At 60.5% G+C, this 17,836-nt stretch carries 13 protein-coding genes; 5 read left to right on the plus strand and 8 right to left on the minus strand.

Features of this window, described 5'->3' with window-relative positions; genetic code table 11:
* Positions 1 to 3: 3 nt before the first annotated feature.
* The 3 genes from QRN20_RS08300 to QRN20_RS08310 form a co-directional block, all read right to left on the minus strand.
* Entirely contained in the window at positions 4 to 1,701 is a 1,698-nt protein-coding gene (locus QRN20_RS08300; RefSeq protein WP_122428839.1) for a ShlB/FhaC/HecB family hemolysin secretion/activation protein, read from the minus strand.
* Between the two features lie 148 nt (positions 1,702 to 1,849).
* Entirely contained in the window at positions 1,850 to 2,626 is a 777-nt protein-coding gene (locus QRN20_RS08305; RefSeq protein WP_029243456.1) for a thioesterase family protein, read from the minus strand.
* A gap of 125 nt (positions 2,627 to 2,751) precedes the next feature.
* Positions 2,752 to 3,378 (minus strand): glutathione S-transferase N-terminal domain-containing protein, encoded by a 627-nt coding sequence (locus QRN20_RS08310; protein WP_029243457.1) that lies wholly within the window; start codon positions 3,376 to 3,378, stop codon positions 2,752 to 2,754.
* A 145-nt stretch (positions 3,379 to 3,523) separates the two neighbouring features.
* On the opposite strand from QRN20_RS08310, the gene mapR reads away from it, so the two are divergent.
* Entirely contained in the window at positions 3,524 to 4,951 is a 1,428-nt protein-coding gene (gene mapR, locus QRN20_RS08315; protein WP_029243458.1) for a GntR family transcriptional regulator MpaR, read from the plus strand.
* A 136-nt stretch (positions 4,952 to 5,087) separates the two neighbouring features.
* Here the strand turns inward: mapR and QRN20_RS08320 are convergent, their stop codons facing one another.
* From QRN20_RS08320 to QRN20_RS08335, 4 genes are read right to left on the minus strand one after another with little or no spacing between them, the layout of a single operon-like run.
* The gene (locus tag QRN20_RS08320; RefSeq protein WP_285360134.1) at positions 5,088 to 8,171 is read right to left on the minus strand and encodes an efflux RND transporter permease subunit; all 3,084 of its coding nucleotides are present in this window, start codon (positions 8,169 to 8,171) and stop codon (positions 5,088 to 5,090) included.
* On the minus strand, positions 8,168 to 9,301 hold the full coding sequence (locus tag QRN20_RS08325) for an efflux RND transporter periplasmic adaptor subunit (protein ID WP_285360135.1): 1,134 nt from the start codon (positions 9,299 to 9,301) through the stop codon (positions 8,168 to 8,170). The genes QRN20_RS08320 and QRN20_RS08325 overlap by 4 nt, the downstream gene beginning before the upstream one ends.
* A gap of 16 nt (positions 9,302 to 9,317) precedes the next feature.
* Positions 9,318 to 10,151, minus strand: coding sequence for a MipA/OmpV family protein (locus tag QRN20_RS08330; protein WP_122418195.1), 834 nt, complete (start codon positions 10,149 to 10,151; stop codon positions 9,318 to 9,320).
* Complete coding sequence (locus QRN20_RS08335) at positions 10,148 to 11,653, minus strand: efflux transporter outer membrane subunit (protein WP_285360136.1); 1,506 nt, start codon at positions 11,651 to 11,653, stop codon at positions 10,148 to 10,150. Before QRN20_RS08335 ends, QRN20_RS08330 begins: the two co-directional genes overlap by 4 nt.
* 98 nt (positions 11,654 to 11,751) lie before the next feature.
* Between QRN20_RS08335 and QRN20_RS08340 the strand changes: the two genes are divergently transcribed.
* Positions 11,752 to 12,441 carry a response regulator gene (locus tag QRN20_RS08340; RefSeq protein ID WP_285360137.1) on the plus strand — a complete coding sequence of 230 codons (690 nt, stop codon included), beginning with the start codon at positions 11,752 to 11,754 and terminating at the stop codon, positions 12,439 to 12,441.
* Between the two features lie 5 nt (positions 12,442 to 12,446).
* A complete protein-coding gene (locus QRN20_RS08345; protein WP_096767621.1) occupies positions 12,447 to 13,622 on the plus strand; it encodes a sensor histidine kinase in 1,176 nt (391 codons plus the stop codon).
* A gap of 9 nt (positions 13,623 to 13,631) precedes the next feature.
* Here QRN20_RS08345 and QRN20_RS08350 read toward each other — a convergent pair whose 3' ends face one another.
* Positions 13,632 to 14,873, minus strand: a complete 1,242-nt coding sequence (locus QRN20_RS08350) for a M20/M25/M40 family metallo-hydrolase (RefSeq protein ID WP_096767622.1) — start codon at positions 14,871 to 14,873, stop codon at positions 13,632 to 13,634.
* Between the two features lie 247 nt (positions 14,874 to 15,120).
* On the opposite strand from QRN20_RS08350, the gene QRN20_RS08355 reads away from it, so the two are divergent.
* On the plus strand, positions 15,121 to 16,794 hold the full coding sequence (locus QRN20_RS08355) for an AMP-binding protein (RefSeq protein ID WP_285360139.1): 1,674 nt from the start codon (positions 15,121 to 15,123) through the stop codon (positions 16,792 to 16,794).
* Positions 16,795 to 16,963: 169 nt separating this feature from the next.
* Positions 16,964 to 17,836: a glycoside hydrolase family protein gene (locus QRN20_RS08360; RefSeq protein WP_285360141.1), complete on the plus strand. Its 873-nt coding sequence runs from the start codon at positions 16,964 to 16,966 to the stop codon at positions 17,834 to 17,836.

Raw genomic sequence — 17,836 nt, forward strand, 5'->3', positions numbered from 1 at the left:
GGGTTACAGGAAGAAATCCACGCGGAAATAGATCGGCGATTCACGCTCGATCACGTCGGGACGTTCCAGGGAGCGGGCAAAGGTCACCGACGCGGCGACATGCTGGCCACGGGTAAACAGCTCGAACGAATTGCTGGACAGGCGGCCATGCTGGTCGCCGTTGTAACGGTCGCCTTGGATCACGCCCTGGTCGTAACCGGCCGCGGCGCCATACTCGGCAAAGACCGGCCTTATCCAGTCGAGGGTGACCGGACGAGTCAGCCGTATTTCGTTGCGCCAGTAGCCGCCACTGTCACCCGACAGAAACTGATCCTTGTAACCGCGCACCGACGACGAGCCGCCAAGGCTCTGGCGCTGCGGGCTGAACAGCACATCTTCACTGTGCTGCCCGGTGGCGAGGCTGGTGAACGTCAGCTTCTCGCCCCATAACTGAAACGGGTGCAGATAGCTGAGGGTGCCGGTGTATTTGCGATAGCGCGCATCGGCCTGGCCTGGACCCGGATCATGATTGCCCTGGGCGTCCAGCGCGCCAATGCCCTGTTGCATGCCCAGGTCGATGTTGAGAAACGCAGAGCCTATCCGGCGGCCGTGGTTGATGCCGAATTGCGCCTCAGTGATGCGGTTGCTGCTGAGTGCCAGCTTGCTGTCTTCTACATAGTTGTTGGTCCGCAGGTACGCCAGACCGGCATTGAGCGACGTCTTGCTCAGCGCGTCACGGTGCACGACCCGCTCAGCCCTGAACTGATGGTTCTGGCTGTCGCCGTCCTGCTTGAAATCGATATTGGACGCCTGGGCCACAGAACGATATTCGCTGGTGCTGTACAGGTAACTGAACGTCCACCAGCCCCAAGGCATGCTGTACGACAGCGAGGCATTGCGAGAGGCCTTCTGGCGATCACTGATCGCATCGTGTCCGCCGCGCAGGCTGAACTGATCAGCCAGGCCCAGCGGGTTATCCCACTCGATCCCTGCATTCCATTGCTGCTCACCGGTACTGCGCTGACCTTCGTTGGTACGCGACAGATTGGCTCGCCAAGGCTTTTGCGGCGTGTTCTTGACCACCACATCACTGCCACCCACCGCCTTGCCGGGCGTCAGTTCCATCTGCGTCTGATTGGACGGCAGGCGGTTGAGCTGATCGACCATCTGCTCGATCTCGCGCAGGTTGACCATCGTGCCTTCCTGACCTGGAAAGGTCATCGCCAGCTCACGCGCCGACAGGCCGCTGTCGGCAGCGCCACGCAGTTTCTCGAGCTTGCCTTCAATCACCAGCACCTGCAGGTCGCCTTTGGACAGATCCTGCTGCGGCAGATAAGCGCGCGTGGTCACCAGACCTTTTTCGATGTAGTGATCGGTGATGACCTTGAGCAGCTCGTTGAGCTGAGGAACGCCCAGGCATTGACCGATATAAGGCTTGATCAGGTCGTCGCGCTCAGCGGCTGAAAGCGAATCCGCGCCCTTGAGCTCGATGCGATCGATCGTGAAACAGCGTGTGTCGGCAGGCGCGACCGGAGCAGCAGGCTCGGTTTGCTTGCCCGGCAGATCCTTGAGGTCTTCAAGCCGGCGTCGCTGCTCTTCAAGCAGGCGGTCCTGGCGATCACGGATAAGGTCCTGCTCGCCAGGCGTGGTGGCGGCGAAAGCGGACAGTGGCGCCACGGCAAGCAGCGCCAGCACGGCCAATCTTGAAGCGAACAGATGCACGACGCGTCCCTGCGATATCATATTGATATTAAATTCGGGCGCGATATTAGTTCGCCATTACACTGGCGTCAAATATTTGTACTACTTTGTACAAAATTTATTACCGAGGCCAGAGGAGCCCCGAGGCACTGAAACGAACAGGATTTAGCTACGCAAAAATCGCAACCGTCTGCCGCCCCCTCAGCACCAGCTCACCGCTCTCACTCCAGATTTCCATGTCTTGAAACGAATAACCGTCAGCCGCCACATGGCTTGAGGTTTTGAGCAAGAACCACTGGTCCGGCGCAGGCGCGTTGACGATATCCAGTGCCCAGGTGATCGTGCTGAGCGGCACGTGGGCTGTCAGGGTGGTGATGGATGCCGGGGGCAACGCGTCTGCCAGTGCGATAAGCGCCACCATTGGATCGATGCCTTGCGCATCCTCGTGCCTGACCCACATCAACAGTTCGGGATCAACTACTCCGGAGAACGGCAAGGCCCCACCGGCGGGCTTTTTCTGGAAGTTGTGAACACAAATGGGTGCCTGTGGCCCTGCATCCCACAATGAATAATCGTCGGGGTGGCCGACGGCGGGCCGCTGTGAATAATCGTGAAGAATCCGGCTGTCACGCGAAGCGGCAAACACCATCGTCATGTGCAGCGCCAGTTGCGCTGACGAAAAACAGTCGGCGGTCATGACGGTGACTGACTTCCCCTGACGCAACACGGTTGGTTTGAAGGTCTGCTCGTGCATCGCAGGGCCGACGAAGGTGATCTGGGCAGACTTCAATGGCGGCAGCTCGGAACCGCCCGCCTGAATCGCAGCATGCAACGCAAGCGCGGCGGTCAGCCCGCCATAAACCGTTCGGCCTTGCAGCCAGTTTTCGGGGGCGTTGAAGGGACTGGAGGGGTCGAAGCTCTGGAATATCCGTGCAAGTGAAGTCATCGTCTTTTCCTGAATAACATCAATCGGGATCAACACAGCACCAGCGCCCTATGAGGGCGGCGTCAAGCTTACCTGACCAGACTGAACGAACGCTGAACAGGCACTCATCAGTTCAACATGAGCGCTCACGGCCAGTGGCGCTGAACCACCGCATTTACAACAGGATGAGCATCGATCTGCAACAGCGAAGCATGAAATGTCGGTCGCGAACCACGCAGGTCATCACGCGCCCCGCTCCAGCGGCTTGCGATGCTGGCCAGGATCTCGACCGCGCCGGGTGCTTCGGGATGCCAATGTCCCGGCTTGGCGAACAGATCGCTGAACATCTGCCAGTGCCAGTAAAGGCGTAACCGCGCGCCCGACTCCAGCTTGCGGTGAGTCGCCTCATCACCATCAACCAGCCAGCGTTCCGGGAAGTCGATGATGGCGCTGGGTATGTAGCAGTTAGTGGCTATATAGATCAGCGCCCGGAGCGCTTGCGACCGCTGGGGCGCTGCACGCGGCAGAAGGCCTGCTTCCGGAAACTCAAGCCCCAGGTGAATCAGGATTGCCGCGCTCTCGGTCACGACGGTGCCGTCGGGCAGCACCAGAACAGGCACCTGCATCAGGGGATTGACCTGTTTCAACGCTTCCTTGCCGGGTCCCTCTTCCCAGGCGCAGGCGTCGATCAATGTGTAGGGTGTAGCGCAAAGCTCAAGCGCGACCTCGATGGCTGCCGAACCGCAGCCCTTGGCACCGTAGAGCGTGTACATGGCTGATATCCCTCGCAAAGAAGATCAAGCCTAGCTGACATCAAAAGACCATGCAGACCGCTCGGCGACTATGAAAGGCATCGGAGCGTTGTCGCAACAGCCCTCCTTCACGCATCATGCAACCGCCCTCTTCTCGATGCCTTCCATGAAACGCTACGAAAAATTCGCCGCCGACATCGCTGAAATGATCCGCAGCGGGATTCTGCCACCCGGCGAAAAAGTCCCCTCAGTGCGTGTGGCGAGCCGTACGTATTCGGTCAGTCCGACAACGGTTTTCAAGGCTTACTATTTGCTGGAAGACAAAGGACTCATTCAGGCGCGTGCCCGTTCGGGTTATTACGTGCGCGAGTACGGCCCGCAGACCATGACCGAGCCCGAGCTGGTCAGGCATGTGAGCGAAGGGACGGAGGTCAGTGTCAGCGACCTGATCTTTTCGGTGCTGGCGTCGCTCAAGGATCCAGACACCGTTCCGTTCGGCTCGGCGTTTCCCAGCCCTCATCTTTATCCGTTGCCACGCCTGGCGAAATCCATGGGCATCGCCGCAAGAGCGCTCACCCCATCAACCATCATCAATGACATGACCACGGGAAACGCCGAGTTGCGTCGGCAAATCGCACTGCGCTACATGATCAGCGGTGTGCGGCTGCCAGCACACGAACTGGTGATTACCAATGGCGCCATGGAAGCGCTGAACCTGTGCCTGCAATGCGTCACCGAGCCCGGCGATCTGGTTGCCATCGAGGCGCCTGCCTTTTATGCGTGCCTGCAGGTGCTGGAACGCTTGAAACTGAAAGCCGTGGAAATTCCGGTGCATCCCCGTGACGGTGTGGACCTGGATTCGCTGCAGGACAGTCTCGGTCGATTGCCGATCAAGGCCTGCTGGTTCATGAGCAGTTTTCAGAACCCGCTGGGCGCGAGCCTGACGCCGGAAAAGAAGACCCGGCTGTACGAACTGCTGGAAACCCACGACGTCCCGTTGATCGAAGACGATGTGTACGCCGAGCTGTATTACGGCAGCACCGCGCCGCAGCCGGTGAAGAGCCTGGACCGCAGTGGCCGGGTCATGCATTGCGGCTCGTTTGCCAAGACCCTTGCGCCGGGCTACCGGGTTGGCTGGGTGGCGGGCGGACGTTACGCCGAGCAGATCAATCGTCTCAAGCTCATGACCACTATTTCGCCCTCGGTGCCTGCGCAGGCGGCGATTGCCGATTACCTCAATCATGGCGGTTATGACCGGCATCTGCGCAAGCTGCGCGACACGCTGGAAATTCAACAAGGTGCCATGCTCGCCGCAGCGGCTCGCTACTTCCCGGCGGGCACTCGCGTGACGAAACCGGTCGGCGGCTACTTTCTGTGGTTCGAGTTTCCCGAACACGTGGATTCGCTTCGACTGTTTCAGGAGGCCCTGGCGCAAGGCATAAGCCTGGCGCCGGGACCAATCTTTTCGCCCTCGCAGCGCTTTCGCAACTGCGCACGCCTGAATCACGGCAGCCCCTGGGACGATCGGTGCGAACAGGCCATGGCAACGCTGGGCCGTATCCTCGCTTCATTCCGGGATACACGCCACAACTGATCCCTGTTTTTTTGCGCTTTCTGAATCTGTACCAGTTTTCACCTGCGTCCGATAATTGCCCTGCGATCCACACCGATCAATCAAGGGGTTCTCATGGGCAAGATGGCATTGGGTTTACTGGCGTTTCTGGCATTCACTATTGCGGTGGGCCTGCTGGGGACGATACCGCCTTCCTGAGGCTGGACCTGTCGAACCTGTCGAACAGCAGCCAGTAAAGAATAGGGATCAGGCCCAGGGTCACCAGTGTCCCCAAGGCCAATCCACCGATGATCGTGATTGCCATGCCCTCCCACAGCGGGCCGGCAAACAGCATCAACGGCACCAGTCCGATGATGCAGGTCAGTTTGGTCATCACGATAGGCCGCAGGCGTTTGACGGCGGCGTTGACCACCGCTTCGTGCACATTCAGGCCGTGCTCGCGCTCTACATCGATCCGCTCAAGCAGCAACACTGCGTTATTGACAATGATGCCCGCCAGCGACAGCAGGCCGAAGGTGGCCATGAAGCCAAACGGATAACCGGTGATGAGCAAGGCGCACGCCGCCCCGATCAGCACGAACGGTACGCTGGTGATCACGATCAGCAACTTGCGAAACGAATTGAACTGCCAGACGAACAGCAGCAGCATGCCGACCAGCGCATGCGGCATGTACTGCAGCAACGCCTGATTGGCATCGGCAGAGTCCTGAATCTCCCCGCCCAGTTCGATGCGGTAGCCCACCGGCAGCTTGATTGCTGCAACTTGCGGAGCCAGGCGCTGGACAATGGTCGTCGCCGTGAGCGAGGGATTGTGTCCGGTCACGGTGATGGCGCGCTCCATGTTCCTGCGCAACAACGTAGACGCTTCGGACTGTGGCTCCAGAGTAGCGACTGTCGACAGTGGGACAGGACCTGAACCCGAGGCCGGGTAGATAAACGTCGTGTCCAGATCATTGCCGGAGGCTCCGGCATCCTCAACCGCTCGGGCCACCAGCGCCACCGTGGTCTCGCCATCCTGCATCGACGACACGGACAGACCACCATTACGCAACCGCAGTGCCTGAGCGATGTCCTCGCTGCTGACCCCTGCCAAGCGCGCCTTGTATGGATCGACCACCACCTCATACCGCAGCAGGCGACTGCGCCAGTCGTCCTGCACGTCAACGGTGCCGGGCAACGCCAACAGGGCCTTTTCAAGCTGACCGGCCGCCTGGCGCAATACCTCTTCGTCCGGGCCGATGATCCGATAGATCGCCACGCCTGCCTCGGTGGTGCCCATGGAAAAACGCTTCGGCTGTGCCTGGACTTCCGGATGTTGCTGCAGCAGGAACCGGCGTGTTCTGGCAATCACCGCATCCAGATCGACGCCCTTGCGCACGCTGACCGTGAAGTAGGCAATGTCAGGGGCTGGCAAGGGTGGGTTGAGACCCAGCACGATTCTCGGCCCGCCGTCGGCGACATACCCGATGCTGTCGACCACATCCCGGTCATTGCTCAGCCACTGGCTGATGTCACGCACGGTCTGCAACGTCGCTGTCGAGCTGCTACCGGGCTCCATCGTCAGCGGAATCTGGAACTGCAAACGGTCGGACTTGGGCAGAAAGTCATAGGGCACGTGGGTCAGTACCACGACCGCACCAGCCAGCAAGCCGAGCATGCAGCCCAGAAAGATGAAGGGGTAATGCAGCAGTTGCTCGATGACCGTGCGATAGCCGCGGTAGAAACCTGAAGCGTACTCGTCGGGTGCCGGTGCGTCTTGATCAACGGTCGGCGCCTTGGCGAAGTAAAAGCACAACAGCGGCGTCACGGTGATGCTCAGCAGCCAGGAACTGATCAGCGTGGTCGCCAGAACGATCGCCAGCGAACGTAAGTATTCATTGGTGCTGGTCTGTCCGAGAAAAAACGGCGAGAACGCCAGCACGATCACCAATGAAGAGGTCAGCAACGGAATCGCCAGCGTACGTCCTGCGTCCTCGCACGCCTGCCATCTCGCCTCACCGGCATGCAGCCGTCGCTCGATGTCCTCGGCAATCACGATACCGTTATCGACCAGTAACCCGAGGGCCAGGATGATTGCCGCGATCGACACGGTTTGCAGCTCGATGCCCAGCGAGCGCATCACAATGAGCGTCGTCAGGATCGTCAGCGGAACGATGGCCCCTACGACCAGCCCGGTGCGCCAGCCCAGAAACAGCATGACCACGCACATGACGATCACCACGGTTTCGCCCATGACGTGGTACATCTTGCTCATCTCGTTCTGCACCACATCGGCCTGGAACGTCACGATGTGCAGAGCAAAACCGGCAGGCAGTTGCTGCTCAAGTTCGCCCAGACGTGCGCGAAGCGACGTGCCGAAGGCCTGAACATTGAGCCCCGATTGCATTGAGACGGCCAGCACGACCGCTGACTGTCCCTGATAGATGGCCGCCGTTTCCGGCGGGTCGACAGGGGCTACTGACACCTTCGCCAGAGATTGCAGTGGTACGCGCTCACCGCTCGCCAGTTGCACGGGAAACCGCCGCAGTTGCTCCAGAGAAAGGATTTCGCCACTCACCGACAGCGTGGTGCTCTGCTCCCCCACAACCGGATTGCCGCCCAGCGCAATCGCATTCTGACCCTGCAACTGTTGCAGCACCTGCTGCGGCGCTAGCCCGGAAGCACCCAGCGTCTGGTGGTCGAAATCAAGGTAGATGCGTTCATCCTGCAGGCCGTACAACTCGACCTGATCAACCCCGCTCAGACCGTACAACTGATCACGGAGACGTTTGATAGGGCCGCGCATCTCACTCATGCTGAAGCCCGGCGCCGTGACTGCGACCGAGGCGACGGCGACACGGCCGAAGTCATCGTCCACCAGCGGCCCCTGAGTGCCGGGCGGAAAGCTGCCGCTCAGTTCGCCCACCTTGGCCCTGAGCCGTTGCCACAGCGCGGGGAGATCCTTGACGCTGTCATAAGCTGTGACCTGTACGATCACTCGGCCCGGCTTGATGGTCGTGACGATGTCCTTGATCTGCGCCAACTCCCGGATCCTGTCTTCCAGCGGCCTTGCCAGCAACTCCTCCGCGCGTTCGACGGGCAGACCCGGCAACGCCACGCTGACCAGCGCATCGCGCACGGTCACGGACGGTTCTTCCTGAGAAGGAAAACCCAGAAAAGCCAGGACACCGGCGATCAGGATCAGGCCAGCGGCAAACAGCGTGAGGCGACTCGCCCCCATGGCGTTACGGGTAATGTTCATGGGACGCTCTCAGTCAAACGGGTCGTGGGTTGGAACAGGCTGACGGTCTGTCCGTCCTGCAAAAAAGCAGTGCCGGCCGTTACCACCTGCTCGTTTGCGAACAGTCCCTCGGTGACAACCGCACGCCCTTCCCTGACGGCGCCCAGCGTGATGTTTCTGATGGCAACCGTGCCAGGCGGCTGAAAGACAAACACCTGCGCAGCTCCCTTGCTCGTCCCCATCCACAACGCTTGAACCGGTATTGATAAGGGCTGTACGCCCTGCTCGGGCGTCATGTGCACCAGCAACGTCACGCCACTGGCTACTGATTCGGCAGGATCGAGCAGACGAAACAGGCAGTTGCGCACCAGCCCGTCCTCGGAACGCGGCGAGATGCCTTCAAGCACCAGATCAAACCCAGCAGACGATCCTGAGGTACGCGAAGCGTGCGCCCGATCGCCGACTTTGAAATGGCTGGCCTGTTCGACGGGAACCGCTGCCATCACTTGCGGCCGATTGCGCGATTCCACCTGCAGAACCACCTGCCCGGCCGCCAGCATGGCGAAACGGTCGGCACGGCGCGCCACGACACGCCCGGAAAAGGGAGCGATCAACTGACTGCGCTCGGCCTCCCGACGTGCCAGAGCAAGCTCGGACTTCGCCCGCGTCTGCTCTGCCACAGCCTGGGTCTGCGCAGCACGGGCTGCCTCCACAACGCTTTCGGCGACGCTGCCAGCGGCCAGCAGATTTTTCTGGCGTTGGTAGTTGAGCACACGCTCCGCAGCCTGAGCCGTCGCAGCGCTCAGGCTGGCCTGGGCCTGCTGGAGCCGCAGCGCGGCGGGCTGACGATCCAGCGCCGCGAGCACCTGACCCTTTTCGAATGCATCTCCGATGTCGACCCGCAGCTCGGCCAGCGTGCCTGCCGATTCAAACGCCAGGCTGGCGCTGTCAGGCTGGCGAACAACGCCGGAAAAATGCAGGCCTTCGCCCGCTCCGCTTCTGACAGTTTCGACTTTTACAGCCCGAATGACAGGCGCCACGGCGGCAGGCTTGTCGTCGCAACCGCTCACCAGCACCGCAAGAAGAACAGCGCCACAACCAACGCCCAGCCGCTTCATCAAGCCGGGCAATGTCATGAAATGGAATCGCATGGCAGGCCTCTGGCGGTCAAAAGGCGTAGTTCAAGGCAAGCAGACCGCTCGCTTCGGCGTCCGTCTCGACCAGCGGGCTGCCGCGGGTCTGATCGGTGTAATGCGTGACACCGACGCTGGTAACCGTCGACCAGTGATCGTCGAAGCTGTGCTGCCAGCTGAGCGCTGCGGAATACGCATAAATGCCGCTGTCGGCCGTGAAACGGGAAAAGCCGGTGCGCTGGCTCTGGATCGGGCTGACCCCGAAATAAGTCTGGTTATAGCGACCGTCTCCGGCGTGCGCGTCGATATCGATAGCCACGGTGTCTGACTGGCTGTGGTAGGCAATGCCTTCAAAGCCCAGACGGTAGCGATTGCCGCGTTTCTCGCCTGCCAGGCGCAGTTCGGCTTCGCCGCTGACGGTCAGCCAGGGCAAAAGCTGCTGGGAAAGCATGAGGTCAGCGACCGTCGCACCACCGACCGTCCCCATGCCCTTGAGCTCGTTGGAGCCCGGACGGTTTGTGCTGTTTTTCTCGGTACGGCCGAAGTCATAGTTGAGCGCAGCACTGGCACCGAAGCCCGACGGCGACTGATACTGCAGCCCCAGCCCTCTGAGGCTGTCAGCGAACAGCATGCCGCTCTGTACGGTGAACATCGGCAACATCTGGCTGCGGTATTCGTCAGCGCCCATGTAACGCGGCACGACGCCCATGCCCAGTCCCAGATTGACATTGACCTTGTCGCCCAGCAGCGATGCATCAGAGGCTGGATCGGCGGCTCGTGCCTGACCGGCCAGCACCACAGCAGCAGTGGCAATCAAAACCTTGAACAGCAAGGGACGTGACGGGGTGTGGATGTTCATGACAGTCATGGGGTAACTCCAGATTGAGTCAGGGGGGAAGAAGTGACAGGTTCTGCGCCGTTCAGGACGCGATAGAGGTCCAGGCGGTTACGCTGCAGATCGTGCAGAGACTTGCGAAAGGTGGCGTCGGCCTGGGCGACACGAATGGCCGATGCCAGCGGCGCGCTGCGGTCTGTGTTGCCCGCCTCCAGTTCGAAGGCCATGCGCCGGACCTTTTCCTGGACCAGCGCGACACGCTTGACCTCATCACGCACGTGATCCAGCGCCTGCTGACGGCGGGTCAATACATCGGCCATTTCGCGGAAAGCGATCTGAATGGTTTTCTCGTAGTCGGCGACGGCGATCTGTTTGCGCACCTGTGCCAGGTCCAGGTTGGCGCGATTGCGTCCACCGTCGAACAGCGGCAGGTTCAACTGCGGACTGAACAGCCAGGCACCGCTGCCGTAACTGAACAGGCTGCGCAGGCTGTCGCTCTGCACACCGACTCCTGTGCTGAGCGTGATGGACGGGAAAAAGGCCGCACGGGCTGCGCCAATGTTCGCGTTGCTGGCCTTCAACGCCTCTTCGCGCTGGCGAACGTCGAAGCGTTCCAGCAGACGTTGAGACGGCAAGTTCATCAGCCATGCAGGCGTGTCGATCGCAGCGGCGGTCAGGTGTGCAGGTTCGAGCGTCATCGACGGCAACGGCGCCGAGTAGCCGGTCAGGAGCAACAATGCCTGAGAGGCGCTGGAATGATCACCGATGGCATCCTGCAGTTGCTGCTGCGCGCTCAGCACCTCCAGGCGCTGCATGGCAACGTCGTCGAGGGAAATGGCGCCCGCGCGCTGCTGTCCCTCGGCCATGCCGAGCAGCATCGAGCGCGTGTCACTGATCGTCTGCGCATCGACCTGCAAGGCTGCCGCCATGCGCTCGGCGAGCCAGGCCTGCGTCACTTCGGCCACCAGAGCGCTGCGGGCGGCCTGCTGGCCATGAAGCGTGGCCAGATAGTCATGACGCGCTGCGTCGGACAGGCTGCGCAAGCGACCGAAGAAATCCAGCTCGTAATTGGAAATGCCCACGGAGGCGACGGTGATGTCCTGGCCGTAACGCTCGTCAGCGGCCTTGTTGTCGAAGTGCTGTCGATCACGCTCGAGCCCTGCGGCCACCGTCGGAAAGCGATCCGCAACGCTCAGGCCGCGCATCGCCCGGGCTTCCTCGACGCGCAGACCGGCGATGCGAAAGTCGCGATTGAAGTCCAGCGCCGACAGCACCAGCGTGCGCAGTTCACCGGTTGGAGACAGCTCGGTAATCAGCGTCTCTTCGTCGGACGTCAGCACCGCTTGCGAAGGCGGTGCAGCGGCTGACACAACGCCGGATGACACCGTGGCAGGGACAGGTAATGCCGGCTGCTGATACTCGGGGGCCAGGGAGCAACCTGAAACAGTCAGCACCATCAGCCACGCCGCGCACCACCGCAGGGAGCGATGCCGGGAAACGCGGATAGGCTTGGACAGCAGCGTGAGAGTGGGCATAGGATCTGTTCGCGACAGTGGGGTCTGAACGCAATCCTGAACGTCGACTATCAATAAACCGTTCGTGAATTATCAAGATTTGATCAAGAGGCGGCCCTGTGTCAGGAAAACGTATTCTGGTGGTCGAAGACGACGCCGACAGTGCAAGCATTCTGGAGGCCTACCTGCTTCGGGACGGCTTCATCGTCGGCCTCGCCGAAAACGGCCAGCGCGGCATCGACATGCACCGGCAATGGAGGCCCGATCTGGTGCTGCTCGACGTGATGTTGCCGCTGGTCAGCGGCACTGATGTGCTGTCGGCAATCAGGCGCTGCAGCGATACGCCGGTGATCATGGTCACCGCCATGGGCGACGAGCCGGAAAAACTCGGCGCACTGCGTTATGGCGCGGACGACTACGTGGTCAAGCCGTACAACCCCAAGGAAGTCGTGGCGCGGGTTCACGCCGTTCTGCGCCGTGCCCAACCGGGTGGCAGCGCCGAAAGACAGCTGCGCTACAAGGATCTGCTGGTCGATCTCGACGCCGTCACGGCGCGTATCGAAGGGCTGGAACAGGAAGAGACGCTGCTGGACCTCACGCCCACCGAGTTCAAGATTCTCTGCACTTTGCTGAAGACCCCATCCAAGGCGTTTACCCGCGAGGAGCTACTCGAGATCTGTCTGCCGGAAAGCGAAGCGCTGGCGCGGGTGGTGGATGCTCACGTGCATAACCTGCGCCGCAAGCTGGAACTGCACGGCATCGATAACGTGCTGGTCACCGTGCGCGCCGTCGGCTACCGGTTCAGGTGACTGTCATGCCAGATCGACTTCGCTCCAAGGCAAGACCGCTGTGGCACTGGGTCGGGATGCGCATGAGCATGCTGGCGATCGGAGCGGTCGTCGTGATCGCATTCTGCATGTGGTTGCACGTCACGATAACCGACTGGATCACGCTGCACAGCATCCCTGAGAACGTTCGTATAGAGCTGCAGCAGTTGCAGGCCGAACCGGCCCTCAACATTCCCAGACTTCGTGAGCTGTTCGTGCAGTACTACCCGACTGAATACATGCTGCCGGGCATCGCCAATCAGGAGTGGTGGCTGCTGGCAGGCCTGGTCGGGGTGGCGATCCCTATCATCATCTTTTTCGGGTTCCTGTTCTCGCGCCCGCTGTCGAGCCAGTTTTCCTCCGTGGCCAAAGGTGCGCGCCAAGTAGCGCAAGGTGATTTCAAGACACGCCTGCCTGCCATCGATCACGGTCCGGACGAACTGCAATCACTGGTGCGCGACTTCAACACCATGACCACTCAACTCGAACGCTACGAGCTGGAAGTCAGCGAATCCAGTGCCATGATCGCCCATGAGCTGCGCACCCCACTCAACGCAGCGATGGGCCGTGTGCAGGGCATGATCGATGAGGTTTTCCCAAGCGATCTCGCGCAACTGGAAATGGTCAGCCGACAGCTCAACCAACTCAACAAACTGGTCAATGACCTGCACTTGCTGTCATTGGCAAGCGCCGGTCAACTGGTCTTGAACAAGACCGCCTTTTCGCTGGGAAAACTTGTCACCGAACGTCTGGACTGGTTTGCCACGCAGCTTCAGCAGGCAGGCGTCAAGGTGGCGCTGGACATCCCGTCCGCGCTGAAGCTGACCGCGGATCGGGACCGAATCGGTCAGGTCGTGAACATACTGGTCGACAACGTGCTGCGCTACTCGGCACAGGGCGGCGAACTGCACATCACGGCGAGCGCCATCGGCGCGCAGGTGGAACTGACGTTCGCAGACAGAGGACCGGGGTTTGGCGAGGACAATCTTGAACAGGTGTTCGACCGGTTCTGGCGGGCCGAGCGTTCCAGGGCGCGCTACTCGGGTGGCAGCGGGCTGGGTTTATCAATCGCCCGGGCCATCTGTCTTGAGCACGATGCAGTCATCAGCGCACAGAACAGACCGGGCGGCGGATCGGTGATCCGCCTGATGATCCCGGTCTGAGCCAGAGAATTACTGCGCCCCGGCGACCTTCATGATCATCCGCGACAGCAGGTAGATACGCGGCGCCACGCTGGCGACTTCTGCGTATTCCTCAGGTGTATGAATATTGCCGCCGACGATGCCGAAACCGTCCAGCGTTGGCGTCCCTACACTGGCCGACAAACTCGAGTCCGCCGCCCCGCCGCTGCCTTCGATGGTCAGCGTGCGCCCCAGCTCGCCATAGATACCCTGCGCCATGGCCACCAGTGCATCGGACTGCGGCGTCTGCGGCATCGGCGGCAGGCCGCGTACCAGGCTGGTCTTGACCTCGGTGTCGGGAATCAGTTTGTTGGCGGACACCTTGGCCATGTCCTGTTCGAGGCGATCAAACTCTTCGGGCAATACCGCACGCACATCAGCCTTGGCGCTGGCCTGATCGGGAATCACATTGGTGCGGTCGCCAGCCTTGAGCACCGTGAAGTTGATGGTGGTCTTTTTCTCTTCGTCACCGAGCTTGCCCAGTTGCAGAATCTGGTGGGCAACCTCGCTGGCCGCGTTGCGTCCCAACTCTGGCGCGACACCTGCGTGAGAAGCCTTGCCCTTGACCTCCACCAACGCCGTGGCAACGCCTTTGCGCCAGACCACCAAGCCATCGGCCGGACGCCCCGGTTCCAGGTTGAGGGTGACGTCATGCGCCTTGGCGGTCTTCTTGATCAGCTCGGTGCCGACCGTCGAACCGATTTCCTCGCTGGCGTCGAGCAGTACCGTGATCTGCGCGTAATCCTTGAAGTTGAGGTTCTGCAGCACTTTCAGCGCGTAGATCGCCGCCACGATTCCGCCCTTGTCATCCATCACACCGGGACCGTAGGCACGGCCATCCTTGATGTGAAACGGTCGCTCGGCAGCGGTGCCTTCCTTGAATACGGTGTCCATGTGCGCCATCAACAGAATCTTCGCCTTGCCAGTGCCCTTGATTGTGGCCAGCACATGATTGCTGGCCTCAGGCGTATTGGGAACCAACTCGATGGTGGCACCGAGTTTTTTCAGTTCTTCGATGGCGATGTCACTGACCTGACCCAGGCCTTGGGTGTAGCCAGAGCCTGAATCGATGTTCACCAGACGCTCGAGCAGCTTCAAGGCTTCGTCCTGATACTGCTCGGCGTCGGCCTGAATCTTCTGATGAGGCTCGGCCATGGCAAGCGGAGTGAGAGCTGTCAGAACGAAAACCAGGCCCAGCCGAGCGGCCAGTGGCGAGCGGGAAAACAGGTGCATGCGCAATCCATCCTTGAGTGTGATTGAAAGGTTTTCAAGAACCTACCTCAAGCCAGCGCATCGGAACAGGCATTCATGAAGCCGGATCAGGCAATCGTTGGCAGAACCGGGACTGTAAGCTGTCGAAAGATCAGCAAGCGATGCCCGCCGAGAGGAACTGGACAGCGTTTCGCCATGACGTTAACGTAAGCGGCAACCTTCACTCGCAGTCATCACATCTCAACAATAAAAAGATCGAGGATGCGACATGCTGAGCTATTCCGCTGGAATGCAACATCCGCCCCTGCTTGAACACACGATCGGCAGCGCCCTGTCCGAAGCCATAAAACGCTGGCCGGAGCAGGACGCGTTGATCGTGCCGTTCCAGCAGGTGCGCTACAGCTGGCGCGACCTTGGACGTGAGGTCGATACCGTAGCTCGCGCCCTGCTCGCTCTGGGTATCGAAAAGGGCCAGCGGATCGGAATCTGGGCACCCAATTGCGCCCAGTGGTGCATCACACAATTGGCCAGCGCGAATATTGGCGCAGTACTGGTCAACATCAATCCGGCCTATCGCACTTCGGAGTTGACCTACGCATTGCAGCGTTCAGGCTGTTCGTGGCTGGTGACTGCAGACTGCTTCAAGGACTCGAATTATCACGCCATGCTGGGTCAGGTCGTTCCACAGTTGCTGACCCGGACGCCTGGAGCCTGGCACAGCGAAGCACTGCCCGAACTGCGCGGCGTGATCAGCCTGGCCGACAGCCCACCGCCCGGCATGCTGGCGTGGCGCACGCTCCACTCGCTTGCCGAATCGACGCCTCCGGATGCCCTCGAACTGCGCGCTGCCAGCCTGGAGGTGAACGACCCGATCAACATCCAGTACACCTCGGGCACCACCGGTTTTCCGAAAGGCGCCACGCTGAGCCATCGCAACATCCTCAACAACGGTTACATGGTCGGCTACAACCTTGGCCTGGAATCCGGGGACCGGCTGGTCATTCCGGTGCCGCTCTATCACTGCTTCGGCATGGTGATGGGCAACCTCGCCTGCCTGACCCATGGCGCGACGATGATCTATCCGGCGCCGTCGTTCGAACCCTTGGCGACACTCGAAGCGGTCGCCAGCGAGCGGGCGACTTTCCTGTATGGCGTGCCGACCATGTTCATCAAGGAACTCGATCTTCCTGAGCGACAGGCACTGGATCTTTCCAGCCTCAAGGGCGGAATCATGGCAGGCAGCATCTGCCCCATCGAGGTGATGCGTCAGGTCATTGACCAGATGCACATGAGCGGTGTGCAGATCGCCTATGGCATGACCGAGACCAGCCCGGTTTCCCTGCAGACGTCCAATGACGACCCTCTGGACTTGCGCGTGACCAGCGTTGGCCGCACTCAGCCGCATCTGGAACACAAGGTGATCGACCCCCACGGAAACACAGTGGAGCGTGGTCAGGTCGGTGAACTCTGCACCCGAGGTTACAGCGTCATGTTGGGTTACTGGCAGGACGCCGAAGCCACGGCCAGAGACATCGATGCCGAGGGCTGGATGCACACCGGCGATCTGGTGCAGATGGACGCTGATGGCTACGTGACGATCGTGGGCCGCAGCAAGGACATGATCATTCGCGGTGGCGAGAACATCTACCCGCGTGAAATCGAAGAACTGCTTTTACAGCACAGCGACATAGCTGAAGCCTATGTCGTCGGCATTCCGTGTGATCGCTACGGCGAAGACCTGGTGGCATGGGTCAGGCTGCATCCCGGTCACGTGTGCGAAGAACCGTTGCTGCGCGATTTCTTTCGTTCCCGTGTAGCGCACTTCAAGGTGCCAAGGCACTTTTTCTTCGTCGACGAATTCCCGATGACGGTCACCGGCAAGGTGCAGAAATTTCGCTTGCGCGAGATCAGCATCGAGCGACTCACTCAGGTCAGCGAATGACACGCAAAGACTTTGATTCGCGATTGGGGTAACGTCCGGACTCGTCACCCAATCGTTGTAATGGCTGGAGACAGCCATTCGGGCAAGCAACCACAACGCCAATAACGCCTACCTCGTCACGAAAGGGACTGCCAGATCATCAGCCATTGATTCCAGGGATGAGCGAATCATGATCTTGAGAAAAGCCCTTCAAACACGCCATGCACTGATCGCCTTCGCACTGCTGCTGAGTGTGCTTTCCGAGTCCGCCTGGACAGCCACCAAAAGCGTAAAGCGCGGCGTCGCGTATGACGTGGCCTCGCCTGCGGACCTGAGTGCTTTATCGACTGGTATGAGCTGGTGGTACAACTGGAGCCCGAAGCCCCATGATCGTCTGGCCGCCTATGACTATGCGGGCCAGTACAACGTCGATTTCGTGCCGATGGTCTGGAACGCCAATCTCGATGACGGTCAGTTGAAGCTCTATCTGCTGGCGCACCCCGGCATTCGTTATCTGCTGGTCATCAACGAGCCCGATCTGGTCGATCAGGCCAACATGACACCCCAGGCCGCTGCACAGTTGTGGCCGCGTCTGGAACAGATTTCGGCGCAGACCGGGGTCAAACTGGTCGGCCCTGCGATGAACTGGGGAACCATGACCGGCTACGGCGACCCGGTGGCCTGGCTTGACGCGTTCTACGCAGCCTATGCGTCGGCCCATGAGGGACGGGATCCGCAGATCGATTACCTGGCCTTTCATTGGTATGACTACGGCCTGTCGAGCATGCTCGACAGGCTTTCCAGATACGGCAAACCCTTCTGGGTAACCGAGTTCGCCAACTGGCACACGCTCGATGACGGACTGCAGATCGACTCACTTGCAAAACAGAAGCAGCAGATGGCAGAGATGGTCGCGATGCTGGAACGGCGGTCGGACGTGTTCAGGTACGCCTGGTTCACCGGGCGAATGACACCGGATCCGCACTTTTCAAGCCTGCTGGATGCCGAAGGAAGACTGACGGAACTGGGTCAGTACTACCTCTCGTTGCCGTACAGCGAATGA

This window comes from Pseudomonas sp. fls2-241-TYG-175, assembly GCF_030209155.1.
In the GTDB taxonomy this organism is placed as follows: Bacteria; Pseudomonadota; Gammaproteobacteria; order Pseudomonadales; family Pseudomonadaceae; genus Aquipseudomonas; species Aquipseudomonas viridiflava.